Source organism: Corynebacterium sp. LK14, assembly GCF_008042215.1.
GTDB classification, from domain to species: domain Bacteria; phylum Actinomycetota; class Actinomycetes; order Mycobacteriales; family Mycobacteriaceae; genus Corynebacterium; species Corynebacterium striatum.
In genome coordinates this window covers 241,091-265,546 of sequence record NZ_NOVQ01000009.1, presented here as the reverse complement: position 1 = coordinate 265,546, position 24,456 = coordinate 241,091, and the positions used below count along the sequence as shown (strand labels likewise).

Genomic DNA, 24,456 nt, shown 5'->3' with positions numbered 1-24,456 from the left:
GCTAGCGTGCCTCCCCAGTTGGTTCGGCCCCAGCGGGGTATCCGTGGCCTGCCTGCAGCGATGCCTTTACGTCCGATGCATATAGGTCCACGTAGGAGCTCTCAGCCAACTCAGCGAGCTCATGCATCACGAAGTCGGTGAAAGCACGAATGGTCTCGTGCTCTTCTGGGTTAAGGCCGCGTTCGGCCGCCCACGCATGCGGATCGATGGGCTTGGCTACTCGCATCCCTACCTTGATGGGTCGCGGGACCCAACTACCAATGGGGTTCGCTTTGCGGGTATCGATCATGGCGATTGGGATGACGGGCTTGCCGGTGGCCATGGCGATTCGCGCCATGCCAGTGCGGCCTTTATAGATGCGCTCATCTGGAGAGCGGGTACCTTCTGGATAGATACCAAAGAGGTCTCCCCTGTCGAGGATCTTCTTGGCAGCTTTAAGCATGGCATCGCCTGCAGCGTCACTGTCGCGTTCTACCGGAACTTGTCCAACGGAACTAAAGAACCAAGCCTGTGCACGGCCAACCACGCCTGGTGTGGTGAAGTATTCGCTCTTGGCCAAGAACGTGATTTGGCGCGGGCACATGAGAGGGAAGAAGAAAGAATCCATCACTGCTTGATGGTTCGAAACAAGGATGGCTGGGCCTTCGGCTGGAATATTATCCATTCCTTCGGTCCATGGGCGGTTCCATACTCGCAGAGCAGGGCCGAAAAAAATGTTCTTAAAGGCCCAGTACCACTTGTTTCGCATCGTGAAGTCCCTGTCGTCTAATTAACCTACGGTGAGCCCATGACGGGCAAGGTCAGCAACGCCAATCATACCCGCGGCTGAACCCAATTCCGCAGTGGCCACGCGGGCCAGTGGGCGATGTCCAGCGCCCACGATCTGTCGTGCCATGTTCTCGTGTGCGCGCTCTAGGTAGAGATCCGCGTCATTGGCGACGCCGCCGCCCACAACGATGAGTTCAGGGTCCAAGACATCTGCCACGATGGACAAGCCTTGTCCCAGCCACGTGCCAAAGTTCTCCATAACGGCCAACCCCAGCGGGTCACCCTCGCGGGCCGCTTGCGTAATCTGTACGCCTGTGGCATTGGCCGGAAGCTCTGTTTCGTACTGTGGGCGCAGTTCCTCGCAGGTGTCTGGCAGTGCGGTGCCCGATGCATAACGCTCCAAGCAGCCGCGCTTGCCGCACGAACATTCACGTCCGCCAGGAACCACGGTGAGGTGGCCGAACTCTGGGGCGGTGCCGAAGGCTCCGCGGTAGATCTTGTCCTCTGTCATGAGCGTGGCACCGATTCCGGTGCCGACTGCGAAGAAAACCCAGTCCTTTGCGCCGCGGCCCGCGCCAAAGCGCCACTCGCCCCAGGCTGCCGAGTTTGCGTCGTGTTCGAGACGCACCGGCAGGCCAATCCTTTTGCTCAAGATCTCACGAACGGGCGCATCGCGCCATGGCAAGTGCGGGGCAAAACGCACGGTTTCGCACTCTGGGTCAAGGAATCCCGCGAGAGCCAGCCCCACGGCGGAGATCTCGTGGGTCGCACTGAGTTCCTCGACTGCACGGGCAATGTCATCTTCAAGCTGCGTGGCGACTTTGGCCGTCGGCACGCTCACGGAGTCCACGATCTCGCCATCGGCGTCGATAGCCGCCGCACGAAGGTTGGTGCCGCCAATGTCGAAACCGATGGTGAGACCGGAGTCGACGGCAGGATGGGCGTGTTCAAGCATGCACAAAAGGATATACCCCATGTGGGCTAATGTTCACATTCTGCGCGCCAGTGAAGAATCGATCAAGCGAATACCCCGCAGCCGTTGTATCGCTTTTGCTACTCTTCATCGAGAATTCGGCGAAGACGCTCCCCCATGATCTCCCACGTCCATTCCTGTTCGACATGCGTGCGTCCGGCGCGGCCCATGCGATGAGCAAGGGAGGCGTCGCCAAGCAAAGTGCACAATGCCTCGACTAGTTCAGGAACGCTTGAACCATGTACCACGATTCCGCTCTCTGGCGTCACAGTCTCTGGGGCGCCGCCGGAATCACCTGCTACCACCGGGATTCCGGAGGCTTGGGCCTCCAGATAGACAATTCCCAAGCCTTCAACATCAAGTCCTCTGCCGCGGGTGCGTGCAGGCATCGCGAAAACGTCCGCCGCATGTAATGCCTGCTGGAGCTCTTCGGAGTCCTTCGCTTCCCGGATAATTACGTCGGGGGCATAGATGTCAGCCAGTTCGCTGAGGGCAGCGCGGTATCGCCCACGGCCTATGATGAGCAATTGGGCATCGGGGAAACGCTGCCGTACCTGCGGAAGCGCACGCAGCAACTGGTCCTGCCCTTTGCGGGGAACCAGGCGGGAAATGCAGGTAATAACTGGTCCTTCAGAAAGGCCAAAATGAGCTCGCGCAGCTTGTTTTGACGCCGCATCCGCGGGAGAGAAATCCTCGAGGCTCACAGCGGAAGGAAGATGAACCCACCGCGGACCAGGCCCGAAGGGCGCAGTCAAGCGACGTAATGTGTAGTCAGAAATATACGTGATGACATCAGCGTGCCGACCGATTTCGCGCAAGGCTTGGCGCGCGAGAGGCAGCATTGACCACCCCACCTCATGACCGTGCGTCGTCGCGACAACCTTGTGCGCGCCGGCCTCTTTGGCCGCTTTGCCCATCAGCGCCAAGGGGGCTGCTGCGCCAAACCACACATTGACGACGCCGTGCTCCCTGATGAGGCGCTGCATCTCCCGCGCAGTTGCGGGAGTCGGAAGCATGACTTTGTGTGGCCACCGCACCACAGTATAGGGCTGGGCAGAGTCGAAAAGCGCGGCGGCTTCCGCGTCCTGGGTGGAGGCAAACACCACGATTTCGGAAGGGTCGATCGTGTCAACGAAGTCCCGTAGATAAGACTGAATCCCGCCGATTGTGGGCGGGAAATCATTAGTAACCAGTAGAGTGCGCGCCATGCGCCCTACTCTAGTAGCGCACTGCGCCTTGAACAGGCATAGAGTCCAACGGAACCACCTGGACTGGAACGCCGTAGGTCGAAGCGTGGACAACCTGGCCATCACCGACGTACATACCGACGTGGGTTACACCTGGGTAGTAACCGATGATGTCACCTGGTTGGAGCTGATCAAGCGGGACCTTCGTGCCGCCGGCGAACTGCGCCTGGGAGGTACGCGGAATGGACTTGCCCATCTGCTGATAACTCCACACCATCAATCCGGAACAGTCGAATGTATCTGGACCCGTTGCTCCCCAACCATAGGGCGCACCGATACGGGTGAGAGCCGCGGCCACTGCCTCTGAGCCGGAGCCATCTGCTAACGCTGCGAGGTCAACGTTCTGAGCACCGAAGCGTCCAACGAAGGCAGCACGTTGCTCCTCATTCAGGCTATCGACCTGTGCCTCGATGTCCTTCTTCTGTTTCTCGAGCTCTTGCTGTTCTTTCACTAGGCCGTCGCGCTTGACCTTGAGATCGGCAGCTTTATCTTGAGCGGCCTTGACTGCGGCAGCGGCCTCCTCCTGCAGAGCGCGCGCTTCCCGCGCGGCTGCAGACTTTTCCAGAAGATGACGTTGTGCGGTGCGGGAAAGTGCGCCCAAGTATCCCATGCGCTCTACAGCCGAGGCTGTGTCAGCTGCATTGAGCGCTGCGGACACAGCGCTACGGGAATCTCCGCGATAACGAGACTGTGCAATGCCGTTGATGCGGCCCTGCTGAGCCGCAACGGCAACTGAAGCATCTTCCGCTGCAGCCTTGGCTTCATCGGCATGCTGCTGGAGGGCTACGACTTCCTTTTCAGCTTCGCTGAGTTGATCTTCGAGCGTTTTCACCTCTTCGCTTTTTGCGGAAACGCGCTGCGCTACTTCCACAACGCGGTCAATGAGCTGCTGCAACTGTTCTGGTTGAGTGTCCTCCACTTCCTGAGCAAAAGCTACAGGCGCAGTGACAGCGCCACAGGCGGCAGAAAAAGCAAGAGCTGCAGCGCAAGCCGCGGTTGCTGTGCGGCGAGCCCGCAAAGTCGAAGAAAGCACGTCGAAATTCCCAAGGCTTAGAAAATATTAAAAGACTGCTTGATGATAGCGCATGGAGCTGCCGATTTCTATACCGGCACGAGTCTCAATAAAACCATAAAAAGACCCTTCTGTTCCATCGAGAGATGGACGAGAAGAGCCTTTAGACCGAAACAGGCGGACGCTTAGAAGCGAACTGCGGAGTGAATCGGCATGTAGTGCAGGGAACGCTCCTGAACCGGGGTACCGGAGTTCAAAGCGTCGATGATGGTGCCGTTGCCGGTGTAGATACCAACGTGGGATGCACCAGAGTAGTAGACGATGATATCGCCTGGCTGCAGGGCATCAAGGGAGACCTGCTGGCCGCCAGCTGCCTGAGCCTGGGAGGTGCGAGGAATCTCAACGCCTGCCTGACGGTAAGCCCAAGAGGTCAGACCTGAGCAGTCGAATGCGCTAGGGCCTGCCGCACCGTAAACGTATGGGGAGCCCATTGCAGAGCGCGCTGCCGCAAGTGCCTTCTGCCCTGCAGACTGAACCGGTGCTGCGGCTGGAGCCGGAACAGGAGCCTGTACGGACGCGGCGTAGTTTACGTTTGCCTGCTGCAGGGAAGGAACATACTGCTGAATGTTCGGCACCTGGTTGATGTTCGGGACGTTTTCCAGTCCTGCAACCTCAAAGCGGAAGTCGGTGTTAGGAACAACAACCTCTGCACCCTGTGCGACTGCCGGGACAGCAACGGCTGCGGATGCTGCTGCAACTGCGGTGGTTGCGATACGACGGGTGTTGATTGCGCCCTGACGACGATGCTTAGCCACGAATTAAACTCCAAATCTTCCGGCGCGCCTACTTCGATTGCACACGCTCAGTTCAGCAAAGGATGTTTTGCTGGGACTAAAGTGTGCCGCCTCCGAGCGAATCGGATAATCAAAGCTCTGACCCTGGACGGGCCTAGCGTTCGTTGATGTTTCGTTCCTGTAGAAACATCTCCACTCGGCCCCCGGTTCAGGAGGGGCCAGATGCGGCGCTTAAATCTTCAGTTCGTATTGAGTGCCTCGTGTCGGTAACTCAATGTCTCAAGTAGGTTACGAAATCATCACGTCCCGTGTCGAATTTTCCGTCAAAAAGGACGCTGTTACCGCCCCGTTATCTTCTGTTGACAATTCCGAAATGTTCGCAATAAACGCTCGGGGAACGCTCCCCGTTATCACTTTGAGACAATCTCTCACCTGCGACAATGCCACACTTCGCCACACCCTAAGATTGCGCACATATCATCAAAGATTGAAGCTTCAGATCGTTGAAAAATGTATTTTGTGAGCTTCGACACATGGTCGCTGTATGGACTCACAAAAGGCGCTAGAACAACAATTTTTACTCTAAACGCACCCCAAAAAGGCCAAGAACAGCCTCCTAAATCGCAGTCTTAAATGAGAATCCACGAGCCGTAATTAACATCAGGTCGGTGCCAGAGAACTCCACACCGCTCGGTTTGACAGTGAGTACCGCCCCATAGCCGCTTTAGAACGCTGTACCCCGCGCTCCCCAAGACACAGTCCCGGAATCACGTGACAAGCCCTTGGAGCCGATTCTAAAAGTCGACTCGTGTCAATATCCGCCACAAGGGCAATCTGCGGCGGGCACACTCCCCTGCTTACTCCGAGTCTTCCTTTAGCTCCTTATATGTAAGCAAACAGCGTACAGTAGCAAAAGCAAAGCACGCCCACACGATGGCAACCTCGTAAGAACTTAAAACCCTTCCTATATAGGACTAAATCTGCACACTGGATTCAGCACCCGTGCCAGCGATGCATAGAGGCATAATTAGGCAAGAACTGCCGGCGCTTTTCAAAGGATTCTCTTATCTATCCTCGAAGGAAATTTCCCGGCAATTCACGATCCTCACCACCTGATCGATCCCACGGCTTGTCTAGAAGGCTCCTCACTCAAGCAGACAGTGCTTAGGGCACGCCTTAACCCATCGTGGCGCCAGAATGCTCCAACGGAGGAAACAGATCTTGCACCGTTGCCAGCTCCCCTTGACGCCCGCCCCTACACGCCTTGATGGCCCCCATGGGACCAATCTAGGAAAACCTCTAAGTATTCCAACAGAATCGCGAAACCCCCATCTCTACTCCCTATAAAGGAGGAGACGGGGGTTGTGAGCGAGTTTCGGGCGCTAACCCTTAAAGGAGTGCTTAGATGCGGCCGTTCTCTTCGTCTTCGCGGCGGTTAGCCTCGTTGAGACGACGGTACATCTCTGCCTCTTCGGCATGGTTTTCTTCGTGAATCTCGTGGACGCGGTGCATGAGAGCGGCGTCGTCCGGAGCAAAGATGCCCTGGGTCTCGGCGTCAGCGAAGCCAAGCTGGTTGAGCTGCTTCGGGACCTGTGCGCCAGCGTACTCCAGCGGAACCGGGTGGCCGTGCTCGTCGACCGGGCCAAGCGGCTGGTGGACCTCGATGAAGGCACCATTCGGCAGCTGCTTGATAACACCGGTCTCGATGCCGTGCTCCAGGACCTCGCGGTCGGAACGCTGCAGACCGACACAGATGCGGTAGGTCATGAAGTAAGCGATTGGAGGCAGGACGATGAGGCCGATACGACCGACCCAGGTCATTGCGTTCAGCGAGATCTGGAAGAAGTGTGCGACGTGGTCGTTACCACCGGACAGGGTCACCAGTAGGAAGAAGGTGATTGCCATTGCGCCGATAGCGGAGCGAACCGGAACGTCGCGCGGACGCTGCAGCAGGTTGTGGTGAGCGTCGTCGCCAGTGAACTTCTTCTCAAGGAATGGGTAAGCGAACAGCAGGACGACCATCGCACCACAGAGCAGTGCAACCCAGAATGCGGAAGGAATGGTGTAGTTGCCGAGGTACAGCTCCCATGCCGGCATGACACGAGCAACACCGTCAGTCCACAGCATGTAGATATCCGGCTGGGAACCGGCGGAGACCTGAGACGGGTTGTACGGGCCAAGCAGCCAGATGGCGTTGATGGTCAGCAGACCAGACATCAGAGCCAGAACGCCAGCAACCATCATGCCCATGCCGATTGCCTTCGTAGCGAAGACCGGCATAATGCGGACACCAACGACGTTGTTCTCAGCGCGGCCCGGTCCAGGGAACTGGGTGTGCTTCTGGAACCAAACCATGATCAGGTGAGCGGCAACCAGGCCCAGGATGATGCCCGGGATAACCAGAACGTGCAGGATGTAGAAACGGTCCAGCATGAGGTCGGACGGGAAGTCGCCGCCGAAGATTGCCCAGTGCAGCCAGGTGCCGATGATAGGCAGGCCCAAGATAATAGCGGACATGATTCGCAGACCAACGCCGGAGAGCAGATCGTCCGGGAGAGAGTAGCCGAGGAAGCCCTCGACCATGCCCAAGAGAATCAGTGCACAACCGATGATCCAGTTGGCCTCACGCGGGCGACGGAACGCACCGGTGAAGAAGATGCGGAGCATGTGAGCAACCATGGACATCATGAACATGAGTGCTGCCCAGTGGTGCATCTGGCGGACAAACAGACCACCGCGAACCTCGAAGGAGAGGTCAAGCGCCGTTGCATATGCGCGAGACATCTCGACGCCGTTCAGCGGGGTGTACGCACCGTCGTAGATGACCTTCGTGATGGAAGGATCGAAGAACAGTGCCAGGTAGATACCGGTCAACAGCAGGATGATGAAGCTGTATAGAGCCATCTCACCGAGCATGAAGGACCAGTGGGTCGGAAAGACCTTGTTCAGCTGGGTTCGCAGAACTCCGGCGGCGGAGTAGCGCGAATCCATGTTGTTGCCCATCTTGGCAAGTTTGTTACTCATTATGACTTACGCTCCCAGAATGCAGGTCCGACAGGCTCAATGAAGTTACCCTTGGCAACGAGGTAGCCCTCTTCGTCCACGCCGATCGGCAGCTGTGGCAGTGCACGAGCAGCAGGTCCGAAGACCGGCTTACCGTAGTGCAAAGCGTCGAACTGCGACTGGTGGCACGGGCAGAGAATGCGGTTGGTCTGAGCCTCGTACAGAGAGGTCGGGCAACCAATGTGGGTACAGATCTTGGAGTAGGCGTAGTAATCGCCGTAGTGGAAGTCTTCCTGACCAGCACGCTCAATAGCCTTCTGCGCATCGGAGTGACGCAGACGGATGAGCATCACGGCGTTACGGTTGCCGTGAATGGAGTGCATGTGGTTCTCGTAGACGTCCTTATCCTCAGACCACAGGTCACCATCGTTGACGTCTTCCGCAGCGAGCGGGAAAACAGTCTCCATGCCGCCGGCAGCGAGGTCCTCAGGACGTACGCGAACGAGGCGAGCAAGGCCACGAGTGGTGTAGTGAGTACCGGACTCGCCCTCGTGCTTTTCAGCAATAGTGGAGGTATCACGTGCCAGGTAGAGCTTGACGCCCTTCTCGTGCATCGTCCAACCGGAGGTCCACAGGGTACCGTCACCTGCGTAGTTCAGGTCGTGGCGCTTCTTCCACGGGTTGTTAACCGCGCCGCCAAGCGGAGCAATAACAGTCAAACCGAACAGAACGCCGGCACCGCCAAGCAGACCCTTGATGGTGCTGCGGCGACCCAGAGTGGAGGTCTTCCACGAGTCGTTGAGCAGTGCAGTAAGGGTACGGCGGTCAACTTCCTCGGAAGGACCGTCGTGACGACGCTGCACGGAAATCTCTTCCGGCAGAATCTTCTTGACGTACTGCACGATTGCGAAGCCCAAGGCCGTGATGGCCAGGCCAGAGGTAGCACCCAGCAATGGGGTGTACAGGGTGTGGCCCCAGAGGCCGTCTTCACCCAGCATCTTGTACTGCCACGGCCAGAACAGGTATACGCCCAAGAAGGCAAGGCCTGCGATGACCGAAATCAGCAACCAGATGGTTACGTTGGTGGCGGCACGCTTTTCAGCTGGGTCGCCTTCAACCGGGAAGCGCTCCTTACGGAATGCAACGGTTACGTCGTCGAGCTCGGTGCCGAGGGCAGCCAGCTCGTCATTGCTCATCTTGTCGAGCTCAGCGTCGGTGTAGTTCTTCTTTACATTGCTCATGAGCGCGATCCAATCCACATAGCGGCAACGCACAGAGCGCTGATGCCGATGATCCACATTGCAAGACCCTCAGCAACTGGTCCGAGACCACCGAGGTCCCAACCAGCCGGAGACGGGGTTTCCTTTGCAGACTTGAGGTAGGCGATGATGTCCTTCTTCTCGTCTGCAGTCAGCTGTCGGTCGGAGAACTTAGGCATGTTCTGCGGACCGGTCAGCATTGCCTGGTAGATCTCCTGCTCGTTGGCCGGAGCCAGCGGCGGAGCGTACTTACCGGAGGACAGCGCGCCGCCCTGGCCGGTGAAGTTGTGGCAGGATGCACAGTTCATGCGGAACAGCTCGGAGCCCTTAGCTACGTCCTCGGCCTGAATCTGGCCGTTGTAGTTAGCGCCACGGAGAGATTCCTGCGCGACGGTGCCGTCTTCGTTGTAGACGATGTCTGCGCCGCCGCCGTTCGCAGCGACGTATGCAGCCAGTGCCAGAGTCTGCTGCTCGGTATAGCGCGGGGTCTTGCGCTCTGCTTGTGCGTCGTTAGACATCATCGGCATACGACCAGAATGAACCTGGAAGTACACGGATCCGGCGCCGACACCTACGAGGGAAGGACCGCGGCCCTCAATACCCTGAAGGTTTGCACCGTGGCAAGTAATACAAGCGACATCGTAGATGTCCTTACCCTCTTGGATGAGAGCCTGGTCATCTTTTTGAGCCGTGGCGATCTGCGCATCCGGGGTCAAGGCAGAAGCCAGGACACCAGCGCCAGTCAGGCCGATGCTCAGTGCGAAGGCGCCGGCAAGAGTGCGCTTCGCCTTGCGGCGACGGCGGGTCTTCTTAGCCGCGGCAGTGGTCTCTTCCACTGCGGCGGTCTGCTGGATGTTATCCATCATTTTCCTTTAGATAACTCGTACACGGAAATGGATGGCTGTAGGCCGAGAGCCTGCTCCCGGGCTCCTACGGCCTACTGGACTAGGTAGATGACTACGAACACGCCGATCCAGACAACGTCGACGAAGTGCCAGTAGTAAGACACTGCCATCGCTGCGGTTGCCTGTGCAGGCGTGAACTTGGACTTAGCGATACGCGCCAAAATGATCGCGAACGAAATAAGACCTGCGGTCACGTGTGCAGCGTGGAAGCCAGTCAGAATGTAGAAGACCGAACCAAAAACGCTGGACTGGATAGTCACACCGTGAATGATCAACTCTGTCCACTCAAATGCCATGATGCCCAAGAAGACAACACCCAACAGCAAAGTCACTGAGTACCAGAGTCGGAGCTTGTATACGTCACCCCTTTCTGCTGCGAAAACGCCGAACTGAGAGGTCACGGAAGACGTAATCAGCACTGCCGTAATGAGAAAGCCCATCGGCACGTTGATATGAGCGGTATGCTCCGCCCAGTCGCCTTCCTGGCCGTTCGCGCGGGATGTGAACCACATCGCGAACAGTCCGGCAAAGAACATCAATTCCTGAGACAGGAACACGATGGTGCCCACGCTGACCATGTTGGGTCGGTTCAGCGCGGCAACACGTGGTGCTGCCATACCTTGGTTTGAAACTACGCTCGTCACGCTTAACAGTATGGCCGGTCAGAACCCTGAAGTCACTTCTATTCCCCCCGATTTTCTTAACCGCCTCCTACTTCGTTTGCAGCCCACTGCCAGAATGTTCCCAATTTGGAAAAAATACGGTTTAGCGGGAACTTTTGAGCGCGCTTTACGACGCCTCATCCCTGCAGGTAAACAAGCTTTTAAACAGCCCGCACCTAACTAGGCCAAATTTGCGTTTCGAAAGTTGAGACCTTCATCCATCCTTTGCAACCAGTTTGAGGAGGAAGTTCAATGACATAAATCACAAAGGACTTCAGGTTAAAATCGCAGGTTTCCAACTTTCGGTTGACCCCCGTAAAAAGTGGCCCTCACGTGCTATTACTTCCTCAAAAGCGCTACGTATGCTCATTAGTTTCACGGCTCGCTCTCCCCCAATGGCGAGCATCTTCGAAATTTTCTTGGAACCTTCGGGAACTTTTTTGGCGTCTAACCGACGCAAGATCGCCAAAGTCCCCCACCGCTTATGCGATGGGGGACGCGAGAAGTTTCAGGCGGGCGTCGTGAAGCTTGTTCCGACACTCACGAAAAGCCTAGTGCTTTTCCTTCGGCAGACCGTACTGCAGGGACAGGCCAGTAACGGAAGCCACCAGGCAGGCAGCGCCAAGCACAATCAACCAGAAGTACAGGAAGATGATGCCAAGGCCCAGCAGGGCGATGGAGCCGGTCATAGCCAGCGGCCAGATGGAACCCGGGGAGAAGAAGCCGAGGATGCCAGCGCCGTCCTCAGTCTCTGCCTCTTCCCAGTCCTCAGGTGCGACGTCGACGCGGGAATCGGTGAAGTTGATGTACACGCCGAGCATGACGCACAGCAGGAACGCCAGGGTAAGGCCGACGATACCTGCCCACTCGGGGCCGTAGAGGTAGCCATCATCCTTAACGAAGTTAACGCCCAGAACGTAGACCACCAGGGAAACGAAGAGGTAGGTCGCAATCGAGTAGAAGACCTTAGATGTTGCACGCATTGTGAATTCAGTCCTTTTCTACTTATGCCTTCGGGGTGCCAACGAAGTTGTCACCGTCGCGGGTATCGCGCTGAGAGTTGAACGGAGAGGTGGTCACTGCATAAGGTTCCTGGCCGATGTGCTCAAGAGCCTCAGCGTTGGTTGCCTCCGGGTTCTGCTCACGGAAGGTGAGGTACTTATTGAAGTCTTCGCGGCTAACGACGCGAATCTCGAAGTTCATCATGGCGTGGTAGGTACCGCACATCTCAGCACAACGGCCAACAAATGCGCCTTCCTCGGTGATTTCTTCAATCTGGAAACGACGCTCCTGAGCGTTTGCCTCAGGGTGTGCGTAGACGTCTCGCTTGAAGAGGAATTCCGGAACCCAGAAAGAGTGGGAGACGTCACCGGAAGCGAGACGGAACTCAATCGGAGTCCCAGAAGGAAGAACCAGAACCGGAACTTCCTCGGTGGTACCGACGGTTTCAATCTTGTTGAAGTTCAGGTAGGAGATGTCACCCATGGACTTGCCGTGAATTGGGTTCGGGTTCTTTACGCCCTCAGGGTCGATAGCAGACTCTTCCGCCAGCTTCTTACGCTCGACGTCTTCGCCGTTGTAGTTCTGGCCATCAACCTTGTTCTCGGCGTAACCGAACTTCCAGTTCCACTGGTAAGCGGTGACATCGACGGTAACCTCTGGGTTCTTATCCAGGGCAGTAACCTTCTGCTGCGCCTGAACAGTGAAGAAGAACAGGCCCATGATGATGAGGATCGGAACGATGGTCAGCACCATCTCCAGCGGCACGTTGTACTGCAGCTGCTTTGGGAACTCACCCTTTCCGTCCTTTTCAGCCTTCTTCGCGTTCCAGTTGAAGATGGCAATGAGGAACAAGCCCCACATGATAAAACCGATAATCCATGCTGCAACCCAGACCCAAATCCAGAAGTTGTACATAGACTCTGCCTCAGGGGTAATACCCTTTGGCCAACCAAAGCCCAAGAGGTTCTCAACGGCGGTTGGAGCTTTCACGTCACAACCGGCCAATGCAAAGCCACCAAGAGCGATTGCGCCAGCTAGGCCCGCCTTGCGAGCAAAGTTGCGCTGTTTACGCTGTCCCACGTGTGTTCTGCCTTTCTGTCCACACAAACTTCTCGAATACTCACAGAGCATTCCTATCCAATCAGGATAGTGGATGGAGCCTGCGTTTCTTACCTTTTCGGAGTCCACAAACTCTTGCTTTTAAGCTCTGTAAGCAAAGAACGCTGTGGATGTTACCGGCCCACCTGCATAAGGGCCCAACCAAGCCCCCTATAGACCCCCTTCATCTATGACTCAATTCACAAAGCGCCGGCGTCTGCATCATCCGAAAGTTCGCACCCTAAAGGGTAAGCTCACGCCACCTCTGCCCTATCAGCTTTATGAAGCCTGAGATGAAGCTGCCAACTCGGCGCGCGTTCCTGCTTTTGCCCCTTCGCGCCGTAAAGTGGTCGGAAGAAAAATACCCTTCATTAATAAGGAGCAACCACACTATGTGCGGACTTTGCGGACTATTGACCGCTAACCACAATGCGGCCGAGTACGTAGACGCCCTTGAGCAGTCCCTTCAGTGCATGCGCCACCGTGGCCCAGATGCCGCCGGCACCTGGCATGACGAAGATGCGGCCTTCGGTTTCAACCGTCTTTCCATCATCGACCTTGAGCACTCCCACCAGCCACTTCGCTGGGGACCAGAAGATAACCCAGAGCGCTACGCCCTCACCTTTAACGGCGAAATTTACAACTACATCGAGCTGCGTGAAGAACTTAGCGCTGCCGGCCTGAAGTTCAACACCGAGGGCGATGGTGAGCCGATCGTCGTGGGCTACCACCACTGGGGGGAAGACGTGGTCAACCACCTGCGTGGCATGTTCGGCTTCGTCATTTGGGATACCGAAACCAAGACGATGTTCGCAGCCCGCGACCAGTTCGGCATCAAGCCGCTCTATTACGCAACCACGGATGCAGGCACCATCTTCGCTTCCGAAATGAAGTGCATCCTCGAAATGGCGGAGCCGCTCGGTCTAGACCTGAGCCTAGACAAGCGAGCTATCGAGCACTACATCGATCTGCAATACGTGCCGGAGCCAGAGTCCCTACACTCCAACATTCGTCGCGTTGAGTCCGGTTCCACCGTCACGTTAAAGCCGGGCCAGAAGGTGGTCAACGACCGTTACTTCAAGCCACGCTTCCCAGTACAGAAGGTTGCCCAGGGGCAGGAGCAGCAGCTCTTCGACAAGATTGCCAAAGCTCTCGAGGACTCCGTCGAGAAGCACATGCGCGCAGACGTGACCGTAGGCTCCTTCCTTTCTGGCGGCATTGATTCCACTGCCATCGCAACACTGGCCAAGCGCCACAACCCTGACCTGCTCACCTTCACCACCGGATTTGAGCGCGAGGGCTACTCCGAGGTGGACGTTGCCGCCGAGTCCGCTGCGGCAATTGGCGTGGAGCACATTGTCAAGATTGTCTCCCCCGAGGAATACGCCACCGCGATCCCGAAGATCATGTGGTACCTCGACAATCCAGTCGCGGACCCTTCTTTGGTCCCGCTGTACTTCGTGGCGCAGGAAGCCCGCAAGCACGTCAAGGTGGTTCTTTCTGGCGAGGGCGCCGACGAGCTCTTCGGTGGTTACACCATTTATAAGGAGCCGCTTTCCCTGGCACCTTTCGAAAAGATCCCATCCCCACTGCGTCGCGGTCTAGGCCGGCTTTCCAAGGTACTTCCCGAGGGCATGAAGGGGAAGTCGCTGCTCAACCGTGGTTCTATGACCATGGAGGAGCGCTACTACGGCAACGCCCGCTCCTTCAACTTCGAGCAGATGCAGCGCGTCATCCCATGGGCCAAGGAAGAATGGGATCACCGCGAGGTGACCGCACCTATCTACGCGCAGTCCCGTGACTTCGATCCAGTAGCCCGCATGCAGCACCTGGATCTGTTCACGTGGATGCGTGGTGACATTCTGGTCAAGGCAGACAAGATGAACATGGCCAACTCCCTGGAGCTGCGTGTTCCGTTCCTAGACAAGGAAGTCTTCAAGGTCGCAGAAACCATTCCACACGATCTGAAGATCTCCCACGGCACCACCAAGTACGCGCTGCGCAAGGCCATGGAGCAGATCGTTCCACCGCACGTATTGCACCGCAAGAAGCTGGGCTTCCCGGTACCGATGCGCCACTGGCTGGCCGGCGACGAGCTCTACGGGTGGGCACAAGACCAGATCAACGAGTCGCAGACCGAGGACATCTTCAACAAGAAGGAAGTCCTGGAGATGCTCAAGGAGCACCGCGATGGCGTCTCCGATCACTCCCGCCGCCTGTGGACCGTCCTGTCCTTCATGATCTGGCACGGCATTTTCGTCGAAAACCGCATCGATCCACAGATCGAGCAGCGCGACTACCCCGTAAAGCTCTAAGCCAGAGCGTTTCGTCACTTTGACGTTTATTCGAAGGCTCTCCCCTATTACCTCCGGGTAAGGGGGAGAGCCTTTTGCATGGGCAACGTCATCAACCAAGAAGGCGGGAAACCAAGCAGAATAAGAAGTAAGAATAAAACGACAAAGCGGGCTTGGAAGGGACCTTGCCTCCAAGCCCGCTTTCGCTATAAAAGCGCTATTTAGTTGAAAGAGTCACCGCAAGCGCAGGAGCCGCCGGCGTTCGGGTTGTCGATGGTAAAGCCCTGGGACTCGATGGTGTCAGCGAAGTCGATCTTGGCACCGGTGAGGTAAGGGACGGACATCTTGTCCACCACGAGGTTGACGCCACCGACGGTGTCGACCTTGTCACCGTCGAGTGTGCGGTCATCGAAGTAAAGCTGGTAGCGAAGGCCAGCGCAACCGCCTGGCTGCACAGCGATACGCAGGGCTAGATCGTCGCGGCCTTCCTGGTCAAGCAGAGCCTTTGCCTTGGCGGCTGCTGCCTCAGTCAGGATGACACCGGTAGCGGAAGCTGGAGCGGTCATGTCTTCTCCTCAAATAAGTACGGGTTTTTCTGGCCCCTACCCTACCCCGATCAGCGTGCTCGGGAAAAGGTTGACCTCGGTTACATTCCTTGCAACGTCATGGGCGGCGGGCCTATTCCCATTATTGACCACCAACCTTGTAGTCTGATCACCGTGAAACTTCCGTGGCAAAAAGATGAAAACGCGTCCCAGGACGCCGCTGTCCCTGCATCGCAGGCGGATACTTCCGCCGCACAGCACGAGGCCGGCGAAGAGCACTCCGAAACCCACCGCAAGGGCTACACCCCGCCGAAGGGCCGCCCGACGCCAAAGCGTGATCAGCAAGAGATCGCCCGCGGCGTAAAGCGCGATCCAAACGGCATGTCCGATGCGCAGCGTTACCAGCGCCGCAAGGAGCTCAAAGCTTCCATGTCCAAGGAGGAGTGGAAGGCTTATAAGCGCAAGGAGCGCGAGGAGTCCCGTGAGGCGAACCGTGTCGCACAGGAGCGCATGGCAAGTGGCGACGAGCGCTACCTCCTCCCCCGCGATAAGGGTGAAGTGCGCCGCTACGTACGTGACTGGGTTGACTCCCGCAAGTTCATCAACGAGTGGGTAATGCCAGCAGCTATCGTCCTGCTAGTTGTTATGTTGCTGGGCAACTACAACCCGAACTTTGCCAACTGGGTCTCCATCATCTCTATGGTCTTCATCGCAATCTTCGCTATCGAAGGCATTTGGCTAGCACGCAAGTGCAACAACTCGGTGCGTTTGAAGTTCCCTGGCACAACCGAGGCAGGTTTCGGACTGGGCTTCTATGCTTATTCTCGTGCAACCCAGCCGCGTAAGTGGCGCACCCCGAAGCCACGCGTTGAACGCGGCGCTACGGTCTAACCGTCTTCTTCCCAAGGCTTAGGAGTTGTGATGCCTGAAATCACTCCGGTTCCACGGCCGGATCAGCAGGCGCGTCTCGCAGTAGCAGACGCCTTAAGTACCTCTGTACGCGGCGATTCTTTTGGCACGCTCAATGACGTCGCAAGCTGGCTCGCCGCCTGCCAAGGCGTAGCACCTGCCGCGCCGCTACAGCGCACACGCGTCATCGTGTTTGCCGGCGCGCACGGCATCGCTACCCGCACCTTTGAGGGCGTTGGGCTCTCCGCATTCGCTCCAGAGTCGGATGCCGAACAGCTCACCGAGCTCGCAGAGGGCGCAGGCCCTGCACACACGATGGCACGCCGCACAGGCGCCAGCATCCACGTCGTGGAGTGCGCGCCTTCTGGCTCCATTGATGTGGAGCCCGCAATGAGCACTGAAAAGTTCGACGCCGCTTTCACGCTTGGGCAGACCACGGCCGATGCAGAGATTGATGCCGGCGCCGATCTCCTCATCCCCGCCGAGCTCGGCGTGGGTGGCACCTCCGTGGCGGCCGTTCTCATGGGCAACTTCACTGCCATCGAGCCAGTTGTCATCGTGGGTCCGGGTTCTGGAACCACCGACGCAATGTGGAAGACCAAAGTCACCGTCATCCGCGATGCAATGTTCCGCATCCGCAATCTCGATGGCATCGAAGTCCTCAAGGCAGCCTCCTCCCCGAGCTTTGCTGCCCTGGTGGGCTTTATGTGCCAGGCGGCAGCGCGCCGAACGCCGATGCTTATCGACGGCCCCCTTACCGCCACCGCCGCCGTCTATGCCGAAAAGCTGGCGCCCGGAGTCAAGCACTGGCTTTATGCGGCAAGCGCGACCACGGAGCCTTCCCACATCAAGGCCCTTGAGCTGCTGAAGTTGCAGCCGTTGCTCGAGCTCAGGATGCGCGCCGGCCAAGGCCTTGCAGCGTTAAGTGCATTGCCGCTTATCGACGCCGCGGTTGAGCTGGCAGGCGACGAGCTCGCGGTCCTCGCCGCTGCAGAAAGCAACGAATCACAAGCCCCTGCGACTGAATACGAGGACTAACCCAGAGAAGCGTGTGGGAAAACATGCGGAAGGGAGGGCGTCGCCAAGCGCGGCGCCCTCCCTTATCTCATTTTGCTACTTAGTCAGCGTGTGCAGCCAGCCGTGAGTATCCTCTACGGAACCACGCTGGATGCCGGTCAGACGCTCGCGCAGTGCCAAGGTGGTCTTGCCAGCCTCGTTGTTGTTGACGACGAAGTCCACGTCATCACCCAAGACGTGGCCCACCGGGGTGATAACTGCGGCGGTACCGCAGGCAAAGGCCTCGGTCATGGCGCCGGAAGCAACGTCATCACGCCACTCCTGCGCGGTGATGCGACGCTCCTCAACCTTCAGACTCATGTCCTGCGCAACCTCAAGCAGGGACTTGCGGGTAATGCCCGGCAGCAGGGAGCCCGACAGGGCTGGGGTGACTAGAGTCTGGTCACCTTCCTCGCCGTAGATGAAGGCCAGGTTCATGCCGCCCATCTCTTCGATGTATTTGCGGTCGATGGCGTCGAGCCAGACAACCTGGTCGCAGCCCTTCTCCGCAGCCTGTGCCTGCGCAAGCAAGGAAGCTGCGTAGTTACCGGCGAACTTCGCCGCGCCGGTACCACCCGGTGCTGCGCGCACGTAGTCAGTGGACAGCCAGACCGAAACCGGCTTGATTCCACCCTCGAAGTAGGCGCCTGCTGGGGAAGCGATAACGATGTAGCGGTAAGAGTTAGCCGGGTGAACGCCCAGGGAGACCTCGGTGGAGATCATGAAAGGACGCAGGTAGAGGGCAGCCTCGCCGCCAGCCTCAGGGGTCCAGTCCTTGTCTACCTCGACCAGCTGACGCAGGGACTCGACGAACTCGCTCTCCGGCAGAGCCGGCATAGCCATGCGCTCAGCAGAGTTGTTGAGACGCTGCGCGTTCTCCTCCGGGCGGAAGGTAGCAATAGAGCCATCCGGCTGACGGTAGGCCTTGATGCCCTCGAAGATCGCCTGGCCGTAGTGGAAAACGTTGGAGGCCGGGTCCATGCTGAACGGCTCGTACGGGCGCACCTGTGCGTCGTGCCAGCCCTGTTCTTCGTTCCAATCGATGGTCACCATGTGATCGGTGAAGTGCTTGCCGAAGCCTGGGTTCGCCAGAATCTCAGCTAGGCGTTCAGGAGAGGTGGGATTTTCAGTGCGGGTCACGGTGTAGTTCAACATGCTCACAGGCTACCCCTTTATCTATAGCCAGGCAGGAAAAGGGGCAGATTACCGACGCCAACACTAAGGGTATGGTGAGTGAGGTAAAACTATTCACCCCCGAATGCAAGGAGGAGATCGTGGCAAAGTCCGCGTTTACCCTGCCAGCCCGTGGCACCTTCCCCACCGTTGAATTGGCCAAGAAAGCCCCTAAGAAGGTCGATGCCCTGCTTATCGCAACATTTACCGGCGAGGATGGGCTTGAGGTACCAGGCAGCGCCCTGCTGAGCCCGGATGCGCTGCGCGCTACTTACGACGCCCTGGCTGCAGTTGGCGCCACCGGTCGCGCGGGCGAGATTACCCGCATCCCTGCACCGAAGGACGCTGCGGCTTCCACCATCGTTGCTGTGGGCTTGGGTGACGCAGAGCTTCTCGACGCCGAGATTCTGCGCCGTAATGCGGGCGCTGCGGCACGCGCTCTTGCTGGCGCTGGTGCGGTAGCCACAACGCTGTCGGACTTTGGCATTAGCGCCGCCGTCGAGGGCCTTATCCTTGGCGGCTACTCCTACCGCGGCATCCGCTCCACCGAAGCCTCCGAGGCTGAGGCACCGGCTTCCTTCACCGTTATCGGTGGCAAGTCTACGGCTGAAGAGTTCGAGGCAGCTCGCATCACCGCGGAGGCGGTAAACCTCGCCCGCGACTTGGTGAACACTCCGGCAAACGTCCTGTACCCAGAGACCTACGCTGAGTTCATCACCGCTGAGGCTGAGGCAGCTGGTCTGGAGGTTGAGGTCCTCGATGAGAAGCAGCTGGAGAAGAAAGGCTTCGGCGGCATCATCTCCGTGGGCAAGGGCTCTCAGCGCCCACCTCGCTTGGTGCGCCTGACCTGGGCTCCGAAGAAGGCCAAGACCTCCGTGGCCTTGGTGGGCAAGGGCATCACCTTCGATACCGGCGGCATTTCCCTGAAGCCGGGCAACGGTATGTGGGACATGATCTCTGACATGGGTGGCTCCGCTGCGATGGCTGCTGCCATCATCGCGGCTGCGAAGTTGGAGATTCCGGTGAAAATCACCGCTACCCTGCCATTCGCGGAGAACATGCCGGGCTCCGGCGCTACTCGTCCGGGTGACGTCATTACCCACTACGGCGGAATCACCTCTGAGGTTCTTAATACCGACGCCGAGGGCCGTCTGGTGCTGGCAGACGCCATCGCTCGCACGTCTGAGGACAACCCGGACTACCTCATTGAAACCGCTACCCTGACCGGCGCCCAGATCGTCGCCCTGGGCACCCGTACCGCTGGTGTCATGGGCTCTGAGATTTTCCGCGACCGCATCGCGGAAATCGGCCGTGAGGTCGGCGAGAACGCCTGGGCTATGCCGCTGCTGGAGGAGCACGACGAGGAAATCAAGTCCCAGGCTGCGGATATCCGCAACATCAACGCCAAGCGCGAAGGCGGCATGGAGTACGCCGGAACCTACCTGCAGAAGTTCGTCGGCGAAGGCATCGAGTGGGCACACATCGACGTCGCTGGCCCGTCTTGGAACAACGGCGGCCCTCGCGGCTACACCCCGAAGCGCGCCACCGGCGTGCCAGTGCGTACTGTCGTGGCAACGCTGCGCGAGATTGCTTCCAAGTAATCTGCTAGCTCAGTAACACACAGAAACGGCGACTAGCGCCCGGCAACCGTATTGGTTGCGGGAGCTACTCGCCGTTTGCTGTTTTATTTGTCAGCTTTATTTTTTAAGCGCTAATCGGTTTTATTTGTAAGCGCTAAGCGGAAGGATCGTTTGGGTTGTCCTTAGCTCTGCCATGTTCACGCTCAAAGCGCTCCCTGCGTTGGCGCTGTTCTTCTCGCTTGCGCAGAATACGTTCGCGCTCGATCCGCTCGCGCATGCGTTGGGGGTACCCCGTCTCCTCTACGTCATAGACGTCGCACTGCAAGAGCTTGGCTACGGCGTCAATTCCTTTGGGGCCGCCAATCCGGCGGCGGATAAAGTCACCGTGCTCGTCGACGACCACCACGGACATCTCATTGACCACGGTTTCCGGCTCCACGAATGCCTCGATATAGACGCGTCCGCCCGCCCACTCTTGCAGGGCTAGAGCATCTTCCTTCCGAATGGTCTCTCCTGGTGCCCGCGGGGGCCGCAGCTGTGATTGAGACCGGTTTCGTCGAAAGGGATTAAACATAGCCTACGAGTTTACTCAACTGTCTTGCTGTATGCCTGAGCCCCCCGCCCTCCCCCACTTATAGGCACTGCTACACCCACATGTGCGCGCTGACACTAGACACGCGGTAGGATTAATGACCAGCGTTAAACAATTCCGACTTTCGAGGAGTCTTATTACTTATGGCACACTCCGTTGTGATGCCCGAACTGGGCGAATCCGTAACCGAAGGCACGATTACCCAGTGGCTGAAGTCCGTGGGCGATACCGTCGCGGTCGACGAGCCTTTGCTCGAGGTCTCCACCGACAAGGTCGACACCGAAATTCCATCCCCTGTCGCGGGTACCATCCTCGAAATCAAGGCCGAGGAAGATGAAACCGTCGACGTCGGTGCTGTGATTGCCATCATCGGTGACGAGGGCGAGTCTACTTCCGATTCCTCCGACGATTCCGCTCAGGCAGAAGAGAAGTCTGAGCCTAAGGCCGAAGAAAAGGCTGAGGAGAAGGAAGAGAAGTCCGCACCAGCAGCTTCCGGCTCCGCAACCGACGTTGCCATGCCAGAGCTCGGCGAGTCCGTCACCGAGGGCACCATCACCCAGTGGCTGAAGTCCGTCGGCGACACCGTCGAGGTCGACGAGCCACTCCTCGAGGTCTCCACCGACAAGGTCGACACCGAAATCCCATCCCCAGTCGCCGGCACCCTGGTCGAAATCCTCGCTGACGAAGACGACACCGTCGACGTCGGAGCAGTCATCGCCCGCATCGGCGACGGCAACGCCGCACCGGAGCAGGCAGCTCCTGCTAAAAAGGAAGAGCCAAAGGCAGAAGAGAAGTCTGAGCCTAAGGCCGAAGAAAAGGCTGAGGAGAAGGAAGAGAAGTCCGCACCAGCAGCTTCCGGCTCCGCAACCGACGTTGCCATGCCAGAGCTCGGCGAGTCCGTCACCGAGGGCACCATCACCCAGTGGCTGAAGTCCGTCGGCGACACCGTCGAGGTCGACGAGCCACTCCTCGAGGTCTCCACCGACAAGGTCGACACCGAAATCCCATCCCCAGTCGCCGGCACCCTGGTCGAAATCCTCGCTGACGAAGACGACACCGTCGACGTCGGAGCAGTCATCGCCCGCATCGGCGACGGCAACGCCGCACCGGAGCAGGCAGCTCCTGCTGAAAAGGAAGAGCCAAAGGCAGAAGAGAAGTCTGAGCCTAAGGCCGAAGAAAAGGCTGAGGAGAAGGAAGAGAAGTCCGCACCAGCAGCTTCTGACTCCAAGCCTGCAGTTTCTGAGGGCTCCACCAAGATCAACAACGGCGACGACGTTCCTTACGTCACCCCGCTGGTCCGCAAGCTGGCTGAGAAGCACGGCGTAGATCTCTCCACCGTCTCCGGCACCGGCGTCGGCGGCCGCATCCGCAAGCAGGATGTTCTGGCTGCTGCTGGCGAGGGCGAGGCTCCGGCTTCCGCAAACGCAGGCTCCACCGATCCTCGCGCTCGCTGGTCCACCAAGTCTGTCGACCCAGAAAAGCAGGAGCTCATCGGCACCACGCAGAAGGTCAACCGCATCCGCGAAATCACCGCTGCAAAGATGGTCGAGGCACTGCAGATTTCTGCCCAGCTCACCCACGTCCAGGAAGTCGACATGACCGCCATCTGGGATCTGCGCAAGCAGTCCAAGCAGGCCTTCATCGAAAAGTACGAGGCAAACCTGTCCTTCCTGCCGTTCATCGTTAAGGCAACCGTTGAGGCTCTGGTTTCCCACCCGAACGTCAATGCTTCCTACAACCCTGAGACCAAGGAAATGACCTACCACGCAGACGTCAACGTGGCTATCGCAGTTGATACCCCACGTGGCCTGCTCACCCCGGTCATCCACAAGGCACAGGACCTCACCCTGCCGGAGATTGCCAAGGCAATCGCTGAGCTGGCTGACAAGGCACGCAACAACAAGCTGAAGCCAAACGATCTGACCGGTGCAACCTTCACCGTCACCAACATCGGCTCTGAGGGCGCACTGCTGGATACCCCAATTCTGGTTCCGCCACAGGCTGGCATCCTCGGCACCGCTGCTATCACCAAGCGTGCGGTTGTCGTGAATGAGAACGGCCAGGATGCAATCGCCATCCGCCAGATGTGCTACCTGCCATTCACCTACGACCACCAGGTCGTCGACGGTGCTGACGCAGGCCGCTTCATCACCACCATCAAGGACCGCCTCGAGACCGCTGATTTCGCAGCTGACCTCGACATCTAAGTCCTGATTCCCGCTTATGGGTCACGGCCCCTTCGCTCCCCCCACATCTGCTGGGTGCGAAGGGGCCGTAGGTGTTTCCACGACCGCCAGATTCTGCCCGCTAGATTCCGCCCGCTAAGACTTGTCCCCCCAACCTTAAATGTGAGGCACGACACTATATACTGTGGCGCATGCTGCGTTCAGATTGGTTCCGCGTTGCCTTAGGCATGTTCCTTGTGGCTTTTGGCGCCAATTTCTTCGCGCCCATGGTAGTGGTCTATCAACTGAAGGCGGGCCTGAGTTTCAGTCGGTCATCGTTCCTCTTCGGTGTCTATGCCCTTGGGCTCATGGTGGCGCTCTTCCTAGGCGGCCCACTGTCAGACTCTCTTGGCCGGAAAACCATAATGCGCCCTGCCGTGGCGTGCACGCTGGTTGGCTCGCTGGTGCTGATGCTCGGAAACTCGGGTAGCTTTCTTGTGCTCCTGGCAGGCCGCCTCATCATTGGCGCCGCAGTGGGCCTGGCGATGTCCTCCGGCGCTGCATGGCTCAAGGAGCTCAGCACCTCCGCTGTCACCGGGGCACGCCGCTCCTCTATCTCTCTTTCCCTTGGCTTCTCCCTCGCACCCGGTGTCTGCGGACTGCTCGCCGAATTCGCGCCCGCCCCAACGCTGCTCCCCTTCCTCGCACCAGTCAGCCTAGCTATCCTCATCATTCCATTGGTGTGGACTACTCCAGCCGATCACTGCCCGAGCGCTCAAGCCGCCGCTACCCGCGCTGCCCATCGGGTCTGGGTCCCACGCAGCATATTTAACCGGCGTTTTCTTCCAGTCGCCGTTTATGCGCCGTGGGTATTCGGCACCGCCACCACTGGTTTGGTGTTCATGCCTACATTGCTCAGCGAACATTCCGCGCATCCAGTCCTGCTCACTGGCGCCATCGCTTTCCTGACCATGGGCACCGGCGTCGCCACTCAGCGTCTCGCAGGGCGCTTTCACTTCACCGCGGCTCACGGAATGTTCCTTGCAGCCATCGGCATGGCGTTGTGCTTGCTGCTCGCCACGCAGCGCACTGAAAGCTGGACGCTGTGGCTACTCCCGCTCATCACCATCGTGATGGGCAGTGCCTATGGCATCACGATGCTCACCGGACTCGCCCAAACTCAATCTTTAGCCGATCCAAAAGAGTTGGGGGCAGCAACGGGGGTGTTCTATTCACTGACTTATCTTGGCTTTTTCGCGCCGTTCATCTTGTCAAGACTGGGTCCAGCAGTGGGCTATTCGGCCACTTTTATGTGTGGTGTTGTCATTGCACTATTAACAACAGTGTGGCTTAGGGAACTCGGTAGGGGTAAACGAGTTTAGGCCACAGCAACAGGCCTTATACTTAATTCCGGTTTAG

20 protein-coding genes are annotated in these 24,456 nt (G+C 58.3%); 6 read left to right on the top strand and 14 right to left on the bottom strand.

Annotation, left to right across the window (positions count from 1 at the left end; all coding sequences use genetic code 11):
- Position 1 precedes the first annotated feature (1 nt).
- The 11 genes from CHU71_RS04600 to CHU71_RS04550 all read right to left on the bottom strand — a co-directional run bounded on the left by CHU71_RS04600 (position 2) and on the right by CHU71_RS04550 (position 12,705).
- A complete protein-coding gene (locus tag CHU71_RS04600; protein ID WP_005528673.1) occupies positions 2-748 on the bottom strand; it encodes a 1-acyl-sn-glycerol-3-phosphate acyltransferase in 747 nt (248 codons plus the stop codon).
- 21 nt (positions 749-769) lie between these two features.
- Positions 770-1,723, bottom strand: a complete 954-nt coding sequence (locus CHU71_RS04595; protein WP_070420479.1) for an ROK family protein — start codon at positions 1,721-1,723, stop codon at positions 770-772.
- Between the two features lie 98 nt (positions 1,724-1,821).
- Positions 1,822-2,949, bottom strand: a complete 1,128-nt coding sequence (locus CHU71_RS04590) for a glycosyltransferase family 4 protein (protein ID WP_101504761.1) — start codon at positions 2,947-2,949, stop codon at positions 1,822-1,824.
- A gap of 10 nt (positions 2,950-2,959) precedes the next feature.
- Entirely contained in the window at positions 2,960-4,021 is a 1,062-nt protein-coding gene (locus tag CHU71_RS04585) for an NlpC/P60 family protein (protein ID WP_370450488.1), read from the bottom strand.
- Positions 4,022-4,185: 164 nt separating this feature from the next.
- Positions 4,186-4,815 (bottom strand): C40 family peptidase, encoded by a 630-nt coding sequence (locus tag CHU71_RS04580; protein WP_147760328.1) that lies wholly within the window; start codon positions 4,813-4,815, stop codon positions 4,186-4,188.
- A gap of 1,380 nt (positions 4,816-6,195) precedes the next feature.
- On the bottom strand, positions 6,196-7,818 hold the full coding sequence (locus CHU71_RS04575; protein WP_046645208.1) for a cytochrome bc complex cytochrome b subunit: 1,623 nt from the start codon (positions 7,816-7,818) through the stop codon (positions 6,196-6,198).
- On the bottom strand, positions 7,818-9,038 hold the full coding sequence (locus CHU71_RS04570) for a ubiquinol-cytochrome c reductase iron-sulfur subunit (protein ID WP_147760327.1): 1,221 nt from the start codon (positions 9,036-9,038) through the stop codon (positions 7,818-7,820). The genes CHU71_RS04575 and CHU71_RS04570 overlap by 1 nt, the downstream gene beginning before the upstream one ends.
- The gene (locus CHU71_RS04565; RefSeq protein WP_005528657.1) at positions 9,035-9,922 is read right to left on the bottom strand and encodes a c-type cytochrome; all 888 of its coding nucleotides are present in this window, start codon (positions 9,920-9,922) and stop codon (positions 9,035-9,037) included. Before CHU71_RS04565 ends, CHU71_RS04570 begins: the two co-directional genes overlap by 4 nt.
- A gap of 71 nt (positions 9,923-9,993) precedes the next feature.
- Positions 9,994-10,578: a heme-copper oxidase subunit III gene (locus CHU71_RS04560; RefSeq protein ID WP_180298325.1), complete on the bottom strand. Its 585-nt coding sequence runs from the start codon at positions 10,576-10,578 to the stop codon at positions 9,994-9,996.
- A 596-nt stretch (positions 10,579-11,174) separates the two neighbouring features.
- The gene (locus tag CHU71_RS04555) at positions 11,175-11,606 is read right to left on the bottom strand and encodes a cytochrome c oxidase subunit 4 (RefSeq protein ID WP_046645207.1); all 432 of its coding nucleotides are present in this window, start codon (positions 11,604-11,606) and stop codon (positions 11,175-11,177) included.
- A gap of 22 nt (positions 11,607-11,628) precedes the next feature.
- Positions 11,629-12,705, bottom strand: coding sequence for a cytochrome c oxidase subunit II (locus CHU71_RS04550; protein ID WP_147760326.1), 1,077 nt, complete (start codon positions 12,703-12,705; stop codon positions 11,629-11,631).
- Between the two features lie 410 nt (positions 12,706-13,115).
- Here CHU71_RS04550 and asnB point away from each other — a divergent pair, with 410 nt between their 5' ends.
- Complete coding sequence (gene asnB / locus CHU71_RS04545; RefSeq protein ID WP_049063082.1) at positions 13,116-15,038, top strand: asparagine synthase (glutamine-hydrolyzing); 1,923 nt, start codon at positions 13,116-13,118, stop codon at positions 15,036-15,038.
- Positions 15,039-15,238: 200 nt separating this feature from the next.
- Here asnB and CHU71_RS04540 read toward each other — a convergent pair whose 3' ends face one another.
- Complete coding sequence (locus tag CHU71_RS04540; protein ID WP_005528647.1) at positions 15,239-15,583, bottom strand: iron-sulfur cluster assembly accessory protein; 345 nt, start codon at positions 15,581-15,583, stop codon at positions 15,239-15,241.
- Positions 15,584-15,736: 153 nt separating this feature from the next.
- On the opposite strand from CHU71_RS04540, the gene CHU71_RS04535 reads away from it, so the two are divergent.
- Both CHU71_RS04535 and CHU71_RS04530 read left to right on the top strand, forming a co-directional pair.
- A complete protein-coding gene (locus CHU71_RS04535; protein ID WP_046645391.1) occupies positions 15,737-16,453 on the top strand; it encodes a DUF3043 domain-containing protein in 717 nt (238 codons plus the stop codon).
- Positions 16,454-16,483: 30 nt separating this feature from the next.
- On the top strand, positions 16,484-17,509 hold the full coding sequence (locus CHU71_RS04530) for a nicotinate-nucleotide--dimethylbenzimidazole phosphoribosyltransferase (protein ID WP_147760324.1): 1,026 nt from the start codon (positions 16,484-16,486) through the stop codon (positions 17,507-17,509).
- A gap of 75 nt (positions 17,510-17,584) precedes the next feature.
- Here CHU71_RS04530 and CHU71_RS04525 read toward each other — a convergent pair whose 3' ends face one another.
- Entirely contained in the window at positions 17,585-18,682 is a 1,098-nt protein-coding gene (locus CHU71_RS04525) for a branched-chain amino acid aminotransferase (protein WP_147760323.1), read from the bottom strand.
- A gap of 71 nt (positions 18,683-18,753) precedes the next feature.
- Between CHU71_RS04525 and CHU71_RS04520 the strand changes: the two genes are divergently transcribed.
- Complete coding sequence (locus CHU71_RS04520; RefSeq protein ID WP_147760322.1) at positions 18,754-20,301, top strand: leucyl aminopeptidase; 1,548 nt, start codon at positions 18,754-18,756, stop codon at positions 20,299-20,301.
- Positions 20,302-20,434: 133 nt separating this feature from the next.
- Here CHU71_RS04520 and CHU71_RS04515 read toward each other — a convergent pair whose 3' ends face one another.
- Positions 20,435-20,854, bottom strand: a complete 420-nt coding sequence (locus tag CHU71_RS04515; RefSeq protein WP_080974108.1) for an oxidoreductase — start codon at positions 20,852-20,854, stop codon at positions 20,435-20,437.
- Between the two features lie 161 nt (positions 20,855-21,015).
- Here CHU71_RS04515 and sucB point away from each other — a divergent pair, with 161 nt between their 5' ends.
- Both sucB and CHU71_RS04505 read left to right on the top strand, forming a co-directional pair.
- On the top strand, positions 21,016-23,079 hold the full coding sequence (gene sucB, locus CHU71_RS04510; protein WP_147760321.1) for a 2-oxoglutarate dehydrogenase, E2 component, dihydrolipoamide succinyltransferase: 2,064 nt from the start codon (positions 21,016-21,018) through the stop codon (positions 23,077-23,079).
- Between the two features lie 170 nt (positions 23,080-23,249).
- Positions 23,250-24,419 (top strand): MFS transporter, encoded by a 1,170-nt coding sequence (locus CHU71_RS04505; RefSeq protein ID WP_147760320.1) that lies wholly within the window; start codon positions 23,250-23,252, stop codon positions 24,417-24,419.
- Positions 24,420-24,456 lie beyond the last annotated feature (37 nt).